Source organism: uncultured Microscilla sp. (assembly GCF_947493425.1).
Classification (GTDB): Bacteria; Bacteroidota; Bacteroidia; order Cytophagales; family Microscillaceae; genus Microscilla.
Genome location: NZ_CANLRP010000073.1, coordinates 1 through 17,180 on the forward strand (window position 1 = coordinate 1; position 17,180 = coordinate 17,180).

Annotated in this window: 9 protein-coding genes; 8 read left to right on the forward strand and 1 reads right to left on the reverse strand. The window is 38.1% G+C overall.

What is annotated here, in order from left to right; all coding sequences use genetic code 11:
- Positions 1 to 240 precede the first annotated feature (240 nt).
- Positions 241 to 2,145, forward strand: coding sequence for a M1 family metallopeptidase (locus Q0954_RS18170; protein ID WP_299458991.1), 1,905 nt, complete (start codon positions 241 to 243; stop codon positions 2,143 to 2,145).
- Between the two features lie 602 nt (positions 2,146 to 2,747).
- Positions 2,748 to 3,128 (forward strand): hypothetical protein, encoded by a 381-nt coding sequence (locus Q0954_RS18175; RefSeq protein ID WP_299458993.1) that lies wholly within the window; start codon positions 2,748 to 2,750, stop codon positions 3,126 to 3,128.
- 86 nt (positions 3,129 to 3,214) lie between these two features.
- Here the strand turns inward: Q0954_RS18175 and Q0954_RS18180 are convergent, their stop codons facing one another.
- On the reverse strand, positions 3,215 to 4,081 hold the full coding sequence (locus Q0954_RS18180; RefSeq protein WP_299458995.1) for a J domain-containing protein: 867 nt from the start codon (positions 4,079 to 4,081) through the stop codon (positions 3,215 to 3,217).
- A gap of 464 nt (positions 4,082 to 4,545) precedes the next feature.
- Here Q0954_RS18180 and Q0954_RS18185 point away from each other — a divergent pair, with 464 nt between their 5' ends.
- The 6 genes from Q0954_RS18185 to Q0954_RS18210 all read left to right on the forward strand — a co-directional run bounded on the left by Q0954_RS18185 (position 4,546) and on the right by Q0954_RS18210 (position 17,146).
- Positions 4,546 to 8,562, forward strand: a complete 4,017-nt coding sequence (locus tag Q0954_RS18185; protein WP_299458997.1) for an ATP-binding protein — start codon at positions 4,546 to 4,548, stop codon at positions 8,560 to 8,562.
- Between the two features lie 444 nt (positions 8,563 to 9,006).
- Entirely contained in the window at positions 9,007 to 9,351 is a 345-nt protein-coding gene (locus tag Q0954_RS18190; RefSeq protein ID WP_299458999.1) for a hypothetical protein, read from the forward strand.
- 313 nt (positions 9,352 to 9,664) lie between these two features.
- Positions 9,665 to 11,005 (forward strand): T9SS type A sorting domain-containing protein, encoded by a 1,341-nt coding sequence (locus tag Q0954_RS18195; protein WP_299459001.1) that lies wholly within the window; start codon positions 9,665 to 9,667, stop codon positions 11,003 to 11,005.
- Positions 11,006 to 11,340: 335 nt separating this feature from the next.
- Positions 11,341 to 11,742: a hypothetical protein gene (locus Q0954_RS18200; protein WP_299459003.1), complete on the forward strand. Its 402-nt coding sequence runs from the start codon at positions 11,341 to 11,343 to the stop codon at positions 11,740 to 11,742.
- A 371-nt stretch (positions 11,743 to 12,113) separates the two neighbouring features.
- Positions 12,114 to 12,518, forward strand: coding sequence for a hypothetical protein (locus Q0954_RS18205; RefSeq protein ID WP_299459005.1), 405 nt, complete (start codon positions 12,114 to 12,116; stop codon positions 12,516 to 12,518).
- Between the two features lie 623 nt (positions 12,519 to 13,141).
- Positions 13,142 to 17,146 (forward strand): two-component regulator propeller domain-containing protein, encoded by a 4,005-nt coding sequence (locus tag Q0954_RS18210; protein ID WP_299459007.1) that lies wholly within the window; start codon positions 13,142 to 13,144, stop codon positions 17,144 to 17,146.
- Positions 17,147 to 17,180: the final 34 nt, after the last annotated feature.

A 17,180-nucleotide genomic window follows, 5' to 3' on the forward strand; every position in this document is an offset into this window, starting at 1 on the left:
ATCATTGTAAACCAATGGCGTATATTAAATTTGTGTACTTGCTTTATTTTTCAAAGGGTTTCAGGTTTACGTCTAAATTAAATAGTTTTTAAACTTATAGCCATTTGATAACCGACCAACGGGAGCTCACCGAAGGTAATCAGTAATCAACTTTGACTAAAATCACTGCGGAGTATTGTCTCGAATTAAGCCATTTTATTTAATTTGCCCCTTCATAAAGTATAAACCAATCTGAAAAACATGAAAAACAAACTACTTCATTTATTGAGCATCGCAGGGCTCTTGTTGGCTTTGGTGAGCTGTGGAGGCAGCAATGATAACAAAGAAAATAGTGACTCTACCAACACCCAAGACACCTCTCGAACTACTTCAATTACTAAAAATATGGAACTAAAAAGCGTAGATGTACACACCTTTGCTAAAGCTAAAGAAGCAGTAATGACTGATTTGGCATTGGACATTAAGGTTGATTTTGACAACAAGATCATTACTGGTAAAGCTATTATTACTTTAGACAATAAAGCTAAAACGGATAAGCTATACCTAGACACCAAAGAATTAGGTATTGATAAAGTAACCATTGGCGATGATGAAAAAGAGGCCAAATTTACGCTAGAAAGTACAGTAGAACACTTAGGCAATGCGTTGGTGATAGATATTAGCCCTGACACTAAAAAAGTAACGGTGTATTATCAAACCAACCCACAAGCTGAAGCATTGCAATGGCTAAGTCCTCAACAAACCGCAGGCAAAAAACACCCTTTCTTGTTTACCCAATCACAGGCTATTTTAGCGCGTAGTTGGGTACCTTGCCAAGACAGCCCTGGTATTCGTTTTACCTACTCGGCTAAAGTAACTGTCCCCAAAGACTTAATGGCATTGATGAGTGCCGAAAACCCCACAGAAAAAAATGCGGAAGGAGTATATAATTTTAAAATGCCCCAACCTATTCCGGCTTATTTGTTGGCACTATCAGTAGGCGATTTGGCTTTTGGCAAAATAGGCGAACGTACGGGTGTGTATGCCGAGCCATCAATGCTAGACAAGTGTACTTACGAGTTTGCCAATATGGAAAAAATGCTTGAGGCAGCTGAGGGCATTTATGGCAAGTATGAATGGGGGCGCTACGATGTAATTGTGTTGCCCCCAAGTTTTCCTTTTGGCGGAATGGAAAACCCACGTTTGACTTTTGCTACGCCTACTATTTTGGCGGGTGACCGTTCGCTTACCTCGTTGATAGCCCACGAACTGGCCCACTCGTGGTCAGGTAACTTAGTCACTAATAATACTTGGAATGACTTCTGGCTCAACGAAGGGTTTACAGTATTTTTTGAACGAAAAATTATGGGAGCACTTCGGGGAGAGTCTTACGCTGAAATGCTTGCTAAGCTAGGATTACAAGATTTGCAAGAAACTGTAAAAGGGCTCGAAAAAGAAGATACTAAACTCAAGTTGGCGTTGAAAGGGCGTAACCCAGACGATGGCATGAACGACATTGCATACGAAAAAGGCTATTTCTTTTTGAGACTCATTGCCGAAACTGTAGGCAAGGAAAAATTTGACGAGTTTTTGAAAAACTACTTTGCCCAATACAAGTTCCAATCTATGGACACCGAAGGTTTTCTTGCCCATTTGAAGCAAGCATTGCCTGAGGCAACCAAGCTCAACTTAGATGAATGGGTATATCAACCTGGTTTGCCTGCCAACTGCCCTAAAGTAAAAGCTACCCGTTTTGAAAATATTGACAAGGCATATGCTGCCTGGGAAGGTGGCAAAAACCCGGCAGAACTTGATACCAAAGAATGGAGTACCCACGAATGGTTGCACTTTTTGCGTAAGCTCCCCACCAAGGTAGAGGTAGCAAAACTTAAGGAACTGGATGCCACGTTTAAATTGACCCAATCGGGTAACTCTGAGATAGCCGCTGAGTGGTTGAGCCGGGCAGTGCCTAGTGGATACAACGAAGCCTACCCAGCCCTTGAGAAATTTTTGATAAATGTAGGTCGTCGTAAGTTTTTGGTGCCTTTGTACAAATCAATGATTACGACTGAAGAAGGCAAAGCATTGGCAAAGCAAGTATATGCCAAGGCACGCCCCAACTATCACTCGGTGAGCTACAATACCATTGATAAGTTGCTTAAATAAAGTTTTAATGCTGAATTTTATGAAACTGCCTTGTTCAATAGTCCATAGTATTTAGTCCATAGTCCGTAGCTGATTCGAGTAAATGTTTACCTTATTAAACCCTGTAAATCAGTAGTTTATACTAAAATTGTTTACCTACTTTATTTTTAAAAGGGTTTCAGTTTTAGGTTTAAACGTGCAATTAAATAGTTTTTAAAATCATAACCTACTGATAACCGAGCCTCTGGCGAGTCCTTAGATACCGATGTATATCGGTGCTCACCGAAGGTAATCAGTAGGCAACTTTGGCTAAAATCACTGTGGAGTATTGTTGTTAGTACGGGGCAGTTTATTGGATTTGTCAGGTAGATCTTAACTAAGTTGAAGAACCAAACGTTTGACCAGAAAACGGTTAGGAATGGTACCAAAATAAATTTACATTCTTAACCTCATCTTTTGAGGCTATACTTTGTTAAAAAATAGCCGAATAGCGATGCTATTAGCCGACCATCCCTCAAGCTCGCTCAATATCCACTGGATATTGCCGTGCCGCGTCTAGCAACAAAATATTTTATTAAACTATAGAAATTTATTTTTACACCATTCCTTACCAACTAAATACGATGATGATGACAAAAAAACTTTTTTTTCTCTTGCTGGTAGGCATGTTCTTTAGTACTATTAGCGCCCAGGCTCAATGGCGTAACAAATACAAGTGCCACAATTTTTATGGCAATGGGGTTACAGAATACATTATTTCTAAGTCTGCCAAAAATAACTCTAAAGTAGCTGAGTATTGGTATTATACCTCACGCAACGCCAAGCGTATCAAACTGGTGGTATTAAGTACAAAAGAGGTAATTAGTGGCATGGAAGGCACAACAATAGTTAAGGTGAGGTTTCCTAATGGTAAAACTATATATACACTAGAGTTTGTTCCTGGAGGTTTGTATTGTTTGGCTCCCAACGGCAAAAAACAGGCATATACATATATACCAAACTAACCTATGACTTAAAAAAGGTCTTTCTGACGTATCAGAAAGACCTTTTTTTTAAACTTATGGACATTTTGCCCTTGTACTGTTGTTGATTATTTTTTTCTCAACTCGGCAAGGTGAGTAAACAAGGTTTTTTCGGCTTCGCTCAAGTCGGTAGGCAATACCACCTTAAGAGTGATGTATAAATCACCAAAATCATCTGCTTGTTTATACACAGGAAACCCTTTGCCCCTCAAACGCATTTTAGTACCGTTGGCAGTTTCGGGCTTGATTTTAATTTTCACGTTTCCTCCCAGTGTTTCAACCTCTATGTTTCCCCCCAACAATGCAGTGTATAAATCTACTGACACATCGGCATATAAATCGGCACCTTTGCGTTCAAATACCGGATCGGGGTGAATACGAAAAGTTATATACAAGTCCCCCTTTTCGCCACCAAAAGCGCCAGGTGCTCCTTGTCCTTTCAGACGAATTTTTTGACCATCATCTATGCCTGCCGGAATAGTAACGCGTAAACTTTTGCCGTTTATATCTAAAGTACGTTTGTGGGTTTGGTACACATCACGTAGGTTGAGCTCGAGTTCAGCTACCATATTTTCGCCACGGGTACTACGGGTACGTCTGCCCCCGCCAAAGCCACCACCACCGCCAAATAAATCATTAAAAAAGTCGGAAAAATATTGGGAATCGAAGCCCTCACCATCATAAGTAAAAGAGTCGCCCCCAGCTCCAGCATTTTTCCAATTACTGCCATATTGGTCGTACTTGCTGCGTTTTTCGGTGTTGCTTAACACTTCATAGGCTTCGTTTACTTCTTTAAACTTACGTTCTGCCTCCTTATTACCTTGGTTTACATCAGGGTGATATTTGCGTGCTTGGTTGCGGTAAGCTTTTTTTATCTCTGCTTCGCTGGCATTTTTGCTTACCCCCAACACCTGATAGTAATCTATATAACTCATATTGGTATCTTCTGTAATTTGGTCTATAGTCTTTGATTATTTTGCTTATCCAAAAGTAAACAATACGCAATATAACCTTGTTTGCCATTGATTAGTGACAAGTCGAGCTAATTTAATCATTGATATAATAAAATTGCAACTATACAAACCCTTGCATATTATTATATTACAAAAACAATGTGTTATTCGCCAAATTTTGTGGTAAAACCAACCAATAAGCCATGGGCAGTCAACATTTCGAGTGTAGAGCTACCCGTCCTAAGCTTCATTTATACTACATATTGAAATATCGTTGGCAAAACAATAGTTTGATAAACAAGCATTTAGCAGATTGTCCACACTTACCAAAAGAAATAAGGTCAAACTTCAGAAATGACGCCAGATATGCGTAAATTAACCATTGTAAAGGTCTAAACTATACGATATTTTACAAAAGGTATCACTAAAATAGATTGATTAAATACATGAATATTAAAACAGCAATTTACACTCTATTACTGTTTATTACTTCATCATCAGGCTTTGCACAACTACAAAATTCACCTCATATCAAGCAATATACTACCGACAATGGATTGCCTCATAACATTGGCTTTGATGTAATTCAAGACAGTAAAAATTATATTTGGCTTGGCACCGATGATGGGTTGGTACGTTTTAATGGCAAGCACTTTAAAACCTACCGAAGTGCTGATGGTTTGCTGAGCAATTATATCATCAACCTGACCGAAAGCCAAGATGGTAAACTATGGATTGGCTCGTGGAAAGGTGGGCTCAACTATTTATACAATGACTCCATTTTTACCCCTAAAATTGACCTGCCTCTATTTCGAGTATCTTATGTAGGTATTCAAGGAGATAAATTGTGGTTGTCTAATCGGCGGTCTATTTTATATCCTTATACTTATTCAAATAACGAGTTGAAGTTTAATCATCACAAAAAAGCTGTTTTTTTGTACCAAACCAAGGATTCTTTCCCCAGGTATGATCATTCTATGCCTCCATCTGAATACTCAAAATTAGGTTATGTACGAAAGTTAGATTATACCCAAGCCTATATCGCTTCCAACAAAGCCATGTTATTATTTGGCTCGCTTCCGGGAGTATGGCAATACCACAATGACACAATTTTTACCCGTTTTTACCCTGATATAATCAAAAATGACACAGTATACGACATTTCTCAAGACATTAACCAAACTTATTGGGTAAGTTGTAAAGGTAAAATTTTAAAAATAGATACAGCAAAAAACGTAGAGGTGATTCAAAGGGGATTACCCAATCAGAATATTACCAACGTAGAAGTGACTTCTTCAGGTAAAATCTATTTTATTACAAACTATATCAACCTCAATAACCGGGGATTTTATAGTTATGACCCTACTACAGCAACTTCTGTTGATCTTAAAACCAAACTTGGTTTAAAGGTATTGCCGGTAGCAGTAAAAGTAGACCACGAAGATAATGTGTGGCTTATTACCAATGGTGAAGGAGTATATTGTATGTTATCTCATCCTTTTACAAATTATGATAAACAAGATGGGCTTACAAATATTTTTGTAAATACAATTAATGAAGATAAAGAGGGAAACATTTATGTAGGTACTATCAACGGGGTATTTGTTTATAAAAACAATGTTTTTTCAAGAAAGTATTTAGTTGGGAAAAATGCTTCGGAGGAAGTAAACAGCATAATAAAGGATCAAAATCAATCATTATTGATTAGTATTTTACAAAATATTAAGAAAGGCTCTCAGAATCATTTATTCAAGAAAACTACCACACAACTTAAAAAACTCAATAACTATACGCTTGGTAACAATCCATACCTTGATAGTCAAAATAAGATATGGACATTTCAAGATAATAATCTTGCTTTTTGTGATTATTCTAAGGCTAATTCTTTTTATATCAGTGGTTACAAACTTGGTAAAGAAATAATGATCCATCAAGTATTAGAGTACCAAGGCAAACACTGGTTGGTTACTAATAAAGGGCTTTTTGCCCTTGAGTATACCATTTTAAGCAACAATAGTCTAAAAGTTACTCTTACAGATACTCTTAATATAGCGGATGGTTTGAGCAGTAATTTTATAAATCAAGTAGCCATAGGTAAAAAAGGAGCACTATGGATAGGCACCAAAGAAGGTATATGCAAATGGTACAATGGTAAGGTAGAGTGTTTTGATGCTTCTGATGGGCTGGTATCGAACAATTGCAATCAGGTATTGGTAGATCATAATGGGATTGTATGGGTGGGTACTTCCAAGGGCTTGTCTCGTTTTGATGGTAAACAATTTATCAACTATAACCATAAAAACGGACTCATTGCTTCTGATATTAACTGTTTGTTTTTAAGCAATAAAAAGCAACTTTGGATAGGTACAAGCAAGGGGGTGTCCAGGTTAAACCTTAGTAAACCCTTTAAGCAGGTGGCACCACCCAAACTATATATAGAAAATATTCAGGTCAACGGCATTGATCAAAGTTTAAATGCTCCCTTTCAGGTTAATTATCACTCTCACCTTAAGCTATACTTCTCAGCCTTGACTTATACCTACAATGAAGGAGTTCGCTATCAGTACCGACTCAATGGAGGCAAGTGGCAAGAAACCAGCCAGGCTTTTGTAGAGTACAACACCCTTACCAAAGGAACCTACCTGTTTGAAGTAAGAGCCAAGAAGTTCAACAGCGCCTGGTCTACACCTACCAAAATAGTATTTGAGGTAATTCCTCCTTTTTGGGATACCTGGTGGTTCAAAGTATTGGTAGGCGTAGGTTTTGTTATACTGGTATATGGCATTGTCAAGTGGCGCTCACAACAACTTATAAAAGATAAACTTAAGCTAGAACAAGTAGTAGTACAACGGACTTTTGAGCTTGCCCAACAAAAAGAAGAAATTGCTTCACAAGCAGAAAAGCTTAAAGAAATGGATCAAATAAAATCTCATTTTTTCTCTAATGTTTCACACGAACTTCGTACACCACTTACCCTAATTATTGGTCCTGCCGAACAAATACTTCATTCGACCGAAAACGCTACCACCCAATCTCACTCAAAGTCCATATTAAACAACGCCCAACGCCTTTTAAAGCTGATTAACCAATTGTTAGACTTCTCGAAATTAGAAAGCGGCAAACTCATTTTACAACTTAAAACAGGTAAATTTCACGTTTTCTTGAAAAACATCATCCATTCTTTCGAGCTACTTGCCAATCAAAAAAACATTGGTCTTAAGTTGCTATTGCATCAAGAGGAGATCATGGGTGAGTTTGACCATGATAAGCTTGAGAAAGTGTTTTTTAATTTATTGTCCAACGCACTGAAGTTTACTCCCGAAAACGGTTGGGTTACTATAGAAGTAAAACAAAAAGAGGAGATGGTACAAATCAAGGTATCAGATACAGGGATTGGTATCCCTCCTCAGTCACTTCCTTTTATATTTGACAGGTTTTATCAGGTAGATGGATCACAAACCAGAACACACGAAGGTACTGGTATTGGGTTGTCATTGGTAAAAGAACTGGTGGAACTACACGGAGGCAACATAAAAGCAAGCAGTGAAGTGGATAAAGGCACCACATTTTTTATTCAACTGCCCATTGTTTGTCACTCTTCACAAGCAATGGCTCCTACAAAAGAAACAGCGCTCACGCTGACCGACCCGGTAGATATAAATACACAAGAAGAGCAAACAACACCTTCTTTGCCAGTCCAGGCAAGTCATACCATATTGGTGGTAGAAGATAACCATGAACTCCGACAGTTTATAAGGACAGAACTAACTGTGACTTATCAGGTAATAGAAGCAGCAGATGGTGTAGAAGGCATTGAAAAAGCTACCAGCCAACTGCCCGACTTGATTATAAGTGACCTGATGATGCCAAAAGCTGATGGGTTGGAGTTATTAAGAACACTTAGAAATAACCCACAAACCTGCCACATACCGATCATTATTTTATCAGCAAAGGCGTCTTTTGAGAGTAAAATTACTGGATTAGAAACTGGTGGAGACGACTATCTCACAAAACCATTTAGCCCTAGAGAGCTTGTGCTTAGAATAAAAAACACACTGGAAAGAAGGGAAAAACTCAAAGAAGCATTTATGCAGCACATGACCAAGCCAGAGCTTGTAGTAGAACCCTCTCAGGTAACCGCCACTTCTATGGATGAAGTTTTTTTGACAAAAGCACTTGATACAGTAGAAGAACACCTCAATAATACAGGGTTTGATGTTTCAGCATTTAGCAAAGAAATGGGCATGAGTCAATCTGGCTTGTTCAAAAAACTAAAGGCCATTACCAATTTATCTACTACTGAATTTATCCGTACCATTAGGCTTAAACGAGCAGCTTCGTTGATTAAACAAAAAAGTGGCCGTATCGAAGAAATTGCGTTTCAGGTAGGTTTCAACGATATATCTTATTTTAACCGTTGTTTCAAAAAACAGTTTGGAGTAACCCCAAAAAAATACCAGTAGCTTTGATGAGTTATTGGCAAATGCCCCTCACAGTCAACCAACAAGCCACATTTTAATGCAAATTACAGATATGTCTGGTTTTTTTCAACATACGTCCAAGTGTCCCTATCAGGTTTTACCTTCCTTTGCATCATCAAATAATACAAATAACTGGTCGGTTATCAAACTACAAATTGCAAGTATGGAGCTTGTCTTGTCTTTTTAGGTGTAAATAAAAACAGTGATTTTTGCCCTCTGTTGGCAATCCATTATTAAAAGCCAAGATAAGTGATGATATCAAAAGATAAAGCATATTACAAAAGCAGAGATGATTTATCTTCAATAAGTGACTCAAATTTTGACAGATAAAGGCAAGTTGAAAGGCTTGCCTTTTACTTACTTGTTGGTTTGTAATGAATTCCGGCTAACCACTTATTTTACTTAAAACTTAACCAGTATTCATCAGTGAATTTAGACGCTATTACCCAAGGTCATTTGGTAAAAAGAGCCATACTTGACCAAATCATTACTCAAGCTCGTTCTCAGGTACAAGCTACTAACAGCATTTATAATCAATTTAAAAACTTGCTGGACCCCATGGAAACCTGGCGACATGGGCATTATCGTAACCTTGCTTGTATGCTTGATATGTCCATCAATACTCTTAAGTACTACGTGCAGGAAGGAGACCACTTGAAACAAAACAACAGAAAAAAAATATTGCAATTTCTAGGGTATCCTCCAAATAGTTGGGACACACTTGAACAAGAAGCCATATTTAAGTTATTGGCAAAAAAGCTGAGTGTATAAAACGCAAATCCAGGTTTCAACTCCAAATATTCTTTGCCAAAAAAGTTAAGAAAAAAATCTATAAACTGTTGATTATCAAAGTTTTTATTTTTTAAATCTTGGTACAAAACCATTGCTTGACCTCTTACTTTTGCAGTGTCAAACATAAAGACATTGTACAGTGAACCTCTTGGAAAAAACAGGTAAAACAGTGTTAAACACTTAATTATTTTTTAGCACTATTTATCTATAAAAACAATGAAGGTTAATCATTCCAAACAAAACCAGATTTAATATTTCACTTATGAAACGACAGTTATCACTCCTCTTAGCAATGGCATGCTTTTGCATAGCTGGCTATGCTCAAACTAATGGTAGTTTTGAGAATCTTACAGGAACCAACCACGGTTTTGCTTTTTCAGCAGGGCAAGTAGTTGGCTGGAAACAATCGCATGGAACACCCAGCATTACAGGTGGAGCACCTGGTCAGGGAAACCGTTCGGCTTGGATGTGGTCTTACTCTGGCAAAGGCGAGGGTATTGTTCAAGCATATAGCTTCGCGGCGGGGCGTACTTATACCGTAAGTTTTTGGGTAAGAACCAATAATCCTGACGGACAGTTTTATGTAAAGGCTGCTAATGGTGTGCCTAATGGAACCTCTAGCAGTATACCATCGGTAAGTAGTCAAAAAACGATCTATAGCGCAGGGTTGGTTTTTCCAAACTGGACCAAAAGAACCATTACATTTACAGCTACCAGCAACTACTCTCAGTTGTGGATTTACCCTCAGCTTAATAGTTATCCAAACAATGGGCAAGCAGAGTTGATGATAGATGGAATCAGTATTTCTACGTGCACTCCTGTTTCTGTATATGTACCTAACTATAGCTTTGAGAGCTTGACAGGTACTAACCATGGTTTTGCTTTTTCGGCTGGGCAAGTAACTGGCTGGAAACAATCGCACGGTACGCCAAGTATTAGTGGAGGCGCCACTGGACAAGGAAGTCGTTCGGCTTGGATGTGGTCTTACTCTGGCAAAGGCGAAGGCATTGTGACAAATGTGGGGCTTCAAAGTGGTAAAACTTATAAGATCAGATTTTGGGTAAGAACCAATAATCCTGATGGACAGTTTTATGTAAAAATTGCCAACAATGTGCCTAGTGGAACATCTACCTCATCTACTATACCATCGGTAAGTAGCCAACAAACCTTGTATGCTTCTGGCTTGAACTTATCAAACTGGACAGAGAAAACAATCACTTTTAGGGCTAATAACAACTACTCTCAACTATGGATCTACCCTCAGCTTAACAGTTACCCAAGCAATGGGCAAGCAGAGTTGATGGTAGATGGAATCAGACTTGAGACTGTTTGCAACAAAAAACCTGTGATATGGCCATTACCTATCAAAGATATTAAAGAACTAAAAGTAGCTGTCTATCCTAATCCTACTACTGAACGCATTTCGGTCGCTTTACCTACTGAAACTAAAGAAGTTACCATCACGCTTTATGATTTGATAAGTGGTAGAAAGGTGGGCACATTTAAGGCTACTCAAATAGACAACGAATGGAGCATACCTGAGCATATCAAAGGTGGATTGTACCAAATGGTGATTACTGACGCTGAACACAACGCTACCAAATCTATGAGGTTAGTGGTAAACCGTAAGTAGCAGCAAATCATTAGGTACTAATGCATAAGAATGAAGGTTCTGAAGCATTGAATTGGTAACTTTGTTATGCATTACTACAACAAAACCCTGTTTACATAAGCAGGGTTTTGTTGTTTTTATTCTATTTTAACTAATACAAAGCTTGCCTATTAGCTTCAACAAGTGACACTACACTCATTTTTCACTTGGTATTGTACAATTTACACAACAAAATATATCGCCTTTATAGCAACTCTATAAATCAATAACACGTCTTGTAGATTTTAATCAAACCCTTACTCTAGTAAGTAATTATAACCTTCGACATTTCAGTTTTTCAACTAATTTCACACCTTATGGTTATTTATGAAAGCCCATTTTTGCAAATAGAGTTTTACGAAGAAAACAATTCATCATTGGTTCGTTGGTCACCCAAAACTTCAGAAATGGATGAAGCGACCTATAAAACAGAAATGATGAATTACCTTCAGGCTACCCTAAAAGCTAAGCCAGACAAAAGTATAGTTGACACTCGTTCGCTCAACTTCCCCATCTCGCCAGAGCTACAAACCTGGACTAATGTCACTTGCTTCCCTCCATTGTTAGATATGGGTCTAAACAAGGCCGCATTTGTGGTAAGCGCTGAATTTGTCACCCAACTCTCAGTAGAACAAACCATGGAAAGTGCAGATGATAATCCGTTCAACACTCGATACTTTGACAATTTTGAAGAAGCTAAAATTTGGCTCTTATCTTAGTTTCAAGGGCTCCAGTCTGAGTCATTTCCTATTCGACAGTAGGGTATAGTATGCATTACGGGCAGGCTTATTTTCTTATATTTTTTCTAGTCCAGTCTGATCGCCTTCCTTATCAGATGATAGTTTTTTTGGTTTACAACAAAGTACAAAGAAAGCCACAGACAAGTGCTACACAGCTAAAAACTTCTATCTGCTTTCCCAGAACTGTTTGTTACTATACAATGCAAATACCAAAATATCACAAAACACTTCGCTTTTACAGCAACCCTATAAGTCAACAATACGTTTTTCTAAAACAAAATCTTATTACTTACCCTCTTCATGAATAAGGTTAATCCTTAAAAATCAGTTTTCACCTAATTTCATCCCTTATGATTATTTATGAAAGTCAATTCATACAAATAGAATTTTTCAAAAAAAGTAATTCATCACTGGTCACTTGGTCATCTAAGTCTATAGATATGGATGAAAACATCTATAAAACAGAGATGATGAACTACCTTCAGGCTACATTGAAAGCTAAACCAGATCGAAGTATTATTGACACTCGCCTGCTTAACTTTCCAATTTCTCCTGAGCTCCAAGCCTGGACTAATGAGACATTCTTCCCTCCATTATTAGGCATTGGTTTGACAAAAGCTGCGTTTTTGGTCAGTACAGAGTTTGTTACCCAGCTTTCGATAGAACAAACCGTAGAAGATGCTGAAGATAATCTGTTCACTACCCGGTATTTTGATAATTTAGAAGAAGCTAAAAGTTGGCTCTTAGCCTTGTAAGCTCCAAAACAGGCAAATAATACTACATATAGTAGGTGTTATTTGCCTGTTTTTATTCATTAAGTATACAGTACTGCCTACTGCTATTTAGCCAACCATCAAGTCTAACACTTTCACCACTAAGTAACGTGTTCAAAATAAGTTTCTGTTTTTTAGGGCAAATACGCACGACTGACTGAGGCATTTTTTGCGCTCGTAGCAGCGCTACGGGCAATAAAAACTTACAGTCCCGGCGGAACTGCCGGGGTAACGAAAGGCAGTAAAGCGGATTTATTCTAAACCGGACAGTTATTGCGAACACGTTACTAAATACTCAACCCATTAGCTTCAAAGAGCCCTGAATCAAGTTCGGTTTACAACTCTGAACTTGATTTAGAGAGTTTTGCATAAACTCGCCAAAGCTTGGTTTGACGTATCTAATCTAAAAACTCATCATAAAACCTCCTGTAAACGACCGCTTTAAACAAGCTCTAAAAGGGTTTTAAAGCTGAAACAGCAAAAGTTCAAGAAAAACCACTAGTGTTATTTATTGGGCAACAATAGGTATACATGCCTTGTTGAATGTAGTTATTTTGAATAACTTTATCTATCAAGTAAAACTACTCCTATTTACTACTTCTTTGATGAGAATTACTGTAACTATAGCTTTATTATCAATCCTTTTACTGAGCAGCTGTGGGGTATTTGCCCAGCTCCGGTTCAGCTTAAAGCACTATACAACTGACAACGGGTTGCCCCATAACATAGGCTATGGGCTACTGCAAGACCGTAAGGGGTATATTTGGATTGGTACTGATGATGGCTTGGCTCGGTTTGACGGAAAGAATTTTAAAGTCTATCATACCTCTGATGGGCTGTTGAGCAATTATATCATTGATATAATAGAAGATCACCAAGGAGTACTGTGGTTGGGTAGTTGGAAAGGCGGGGTTAACTGTATAAAGGACGATTCGGTATTTACGCCAACGGTTGACAAACCTATGTTTAGGGTAGCCTATATTGCCAAGGATAAAAATCAATTGTTTTTATCAGATTTAGGTAATACAGTACATCATTACACTCTCAACAAAAACCAATGGCTCAATCGTCCTTCTGGCTTGGTTTACCTTACTCAAGACACTACTCTTACATATTCGCAAAAGAAACAAACTAAAAAACTGATCAATGTACTCAATGTGCAAATACACTTGGCAAATGACGGCACAACCTTATTTTTTGGCAAATTCCCTGGAGTTTGGCAATACCAAAACGATCACACTTTTACTCCTTTTTGCCGCAACATTATTCGCCATGACTCTATTACTCACCTTTCGCAGGATACCCAAGGAAGGTACTGGTTGGGTACTCAAGGCAAAATACTGATAATTGATGCCCAAAAGCAATTGGATAAAACATATCATAATTTGCCCAATGAAAGTATTTATAGTATAAAAGTAGCCTCTTCGGGCGTGATTTACTTTCTCACTAACTACCACAAATTTAGTCATCGAGGGTTTTATAGCTACAACCCAACTACCCAAGAACTAACTGATTTAAAAAAAGACCTCAAGCTCAAAACAACCCCTGTTGCGATAGAAATAGACAAAGAAGATAATTTATGGCTCACTACCAATGGTGATGGGGTGTATTGTATTAGTCCTTCATTGTTTCAACACTATGATCAACGAGATGGCTTACCCAATGTGTTTGTCAGAGATATAAAAGAAGATAGTACTGGTAACATATACGTAGGTACTATTGATGGTTTGGTACGCTACCAAAACGGGAAGTTTGTCAATCAACAAGTGTTTGATCATTCGTCTCGCTATCAAGTGCTTAGAATGTTTTTAGATCGCCGTCATAATGTTTTGACATCGGTGGCTCCTTCAGAGTTGAATACTTCCAATAACATATTTTTGTATAAAGTAGCCCACCAAACATCAACAAAACTCTACAATGCCTCTTTTTATAACCCATCGTATGTAGACCAACAAAATCGTATCTGGAGCTTTACTAACAAAAGTATTTTTTGGTATCCTTACCCAGCAAAATCACCATTCAAAGTACCTTATTTTTATTTTAAAAAAGGATTGATAGTTTCACAAATATTTGAGTATGAGGGGAAGCACTGGCTTGCATCTAACCAAGGTCTATTGGCTTTTGATACGAATGAGTATCCAGATTTACGTTTTTCAGATACTATCAATACCAGCCAAGGCTTGATTAGTAATGCTATAAATGTAGTAAAAAAAACTCCTGATGGAACACTATGGATAGGCACCAAAGCAGGGTTATGCCGCCTTAAAAATGGGCAAATCACTTGTTTTACTCAAGCAAATGATGGGCTTGTCCATGATAATTGTACCAGTCTGGAGCTCGACCAACACAACCGTTTGTGGATAGGCACACAGAAGGGCTTATCTTGTTTCGACGGAAAGAGTTTTGTTAATTATAACCATAAAACCGGGTTGATTGCCTCTGACATTAACTGCTTATTTGCTGATAGTCGGCAACAGCTTTGGGTAGGTACAAGTAAAGGAATATCGGTATTAAATATTCGTTCATCACTTCAAGAAATCTCTCCTCCAAAGGTATACATCGATGAACTACTATTGAACGGTGTTCACCAACATATTCAATCTACACTAAGGTTTAACTATCCATCTAACCTAAAAATCTATTTTAATACGTTGAGTTATACCTACCCTGAAGGCATAAGGTATCAATATCGTTTAAATAAGGGGGCTTGGAAAAACACCACCCAGCAAGTAATAGAATACAATGCCTTTGAACAAGGAAATTATATGTTTGAAATAAGAGCTAAAAAGTTTAACAGTGGCTGGTCACCGCCCAAAACTATTTTGCTCATTGTACGCCCCCCTATGTGGCTTACCTGGTGGGCAATCAGCTTGTACATTATAGCAGGATTATTTATGATGTGGGGAATGATCAAGTGGCGATCGACCGCACTGATAAAAGAAAAACTAAAACTAGAGCAAATAGTAGTACAACGCACCTATGAACTTGCCCAGCAAAAAGAAGAAATTGCTTCACAAGCCGAAAAACTCAAAGTATTGAATCAAGTACAATCTAACTTTTTTTCTGGCATCTCGCACGAGTTAAGAACCCCACTCACGCTTATTGTAGAGCCTGCCGAAAAGCTACTACAATATAACCAAGAAGAGCCTGGTAAAAGGTATACACAAACTATACTTGGCAATGCCCAACGCTTGCTCAGACTTATCAATCAGTTGATGGATTTCTCGAAATTGGAAAGCGGTAAAATGACCTTGCAACTCAGTACCAATAGTTTATACCAGTTGTTGGTAGAGGCAATAGCATCGTTTGAACTACTTGCCCAGCAAAAAAATATTGTGATTAAGCTCACTGCGTCAAATCAGGCTTTGTATTATCAGTTTGATCATGATAAGATCGAGAAAGTAGTTTTTAATTTAATTAGCAATGCCCTAAAGTTTACCCCAGCCCAAGGGAACATAGAAGTGTGTTTATGGCAAAACCTCGATGGAATAAACATATCAGTGACTGACACAGGCATTGGTATTGCCCCTGCAGATTTGCCTTTTGTTTTCGATCGTTTTTACCAAGTAGACGGTTCTAATACCAAAAACTATCCAGGTACAGGCATTGGGTTGGCGTTGGTCAAAGAACTGGTAGAACTACACGAAGGCAGCATTGAGGTAAAAAGCCAAGAAAATAAAGGAAGTACTTTTGTAGTAAAGCTCCCATTTACTCCAGTTAGTGCCAATGAGGGCACCTCAGCAATTACTCAGGCGTCAATATATGGTACAACAATGGGGGCAACACAGCCACAAAATAGCTCAATTGAACAAAATAACCAATCCGCCAATGCTACTGACCTGCCTACAGTATTGGTCACAGAAGATAATTCTGAGTTACGCCAATTTATTGCATCTGAACTCATAGGTACTTATCGAGTAATAGAAGCCACCAACGGGGCAGAAGGCATTGAACAGGCAATCAAGCAATTGCCTGACTTGGTTATTACTGATATTATGATGCCTCAAACAGATGGTTTTGAACTGGTAAATACCCTCAGAAAAAACCCTGCTACAAGCCATATTCCTATCATTATTTTATCGGCTAAAGCCTCTCCCGAAAGCAAGCTCAAAGGGCTGGAAATTGGGAGCGATGACTACCTTACCAAACCATTTAGCTCAAAAGAACTCTTGCTAAAGGTAAGAAACATTATCAACAGAAAAGAAAAATTATGGCAGGTATTTCAACAAAGCTTGACTACGCCTGACCTACCCATTGAACCCTCGCAGGTAACTGCTACTTCTATGGATGAGGCATTGCTAAAAAAGGCAATCGAAATAGTAGAGGTTCACCTTAGTAATACCGCCTTTGATGTTACGCTTTTTTGCCAGGAAATGGGCATGAGTCGCTCTAGTTTGCACCAAAAGCTCAAGGCTTTGACCAATATGTCTACTACCGAGTTTATCAGAAGCATTCGGCTCAAAAGAGCGGCCTCATTGATTCAACAACAAAGTGGGCGGATAGAAGAGATTGCATTTCAGGCAGGCTTCAATGATGTATCTTATTTTAACCGTTGTTTTAAAAAACAATTTGGGATGACACCAAAAAAATATCAGCAATCAAATACATAAAACACTTATTAACAAACACTTACAAAAATCTACA

What these genes read in the sequence shown, in the direction of transcription:
- Q0954_RS18195 (WP_299459001.1), top strand. Translation starts at nt 9,665, where the DNA reads ATGGCATGCTTTTGCATAGCTGGCTATGCTCAAACTAATGGTAGTTTT.
- Q0954_RS18180 (WP_299458995.1), bottom strand. Translation starts at nt 4,081, where the DNA reads ATGAGTTATATAGATTACTATCAGGTGTTGGGGGTAAGCAAAAATGCC.
- Q0954_RS18200 (WP_299459003.1), top strand. Translation starts at nt 11,341, where the DNA reads ATGGTTATTTATGAAAGCCCATTTTTGCAAATAGAGTTTTACGAAGAA.
- Q0954_RS18185 (WP_299458997.1), top strand. Translation starts at nt 4,546, where the DNA reads ATGAATATTAAAACAGCAATTTACACTCTATTACTGTTTATTACTTCA.
- Q0954_RS18205 (WP_299459005.1), top strand. Translation starts at nt 12,114, where the DNA reads ATGATTATTTATGAAAGTCAATTCATACAAATAGAATTTTTCAAAAAA.
- Q0954_RS18210 (WP_299459007.1), top strand. Translation starts at nt 13,142, where the DNA reads ATGAGAATTACTGTAACTATAGCTTTATTATCAATCCTTTTACTGAGC.
- Q0954_RS18175 (WP_299458993.1), top strand. Translation starts at nt 2,748, where the DNA reads ATGATGATGACAAAAAAACTTTTTTTTCTCTTGCTGGTAGGCATGTTC.
- Q0954_RS18170 (WP_299458991.1), top strand. Translation starts at nt 241, where the DNA reads ATGAAAAACAAACTACTTCATTTATTGAGCATCGCAGGGCTCTTGTTG.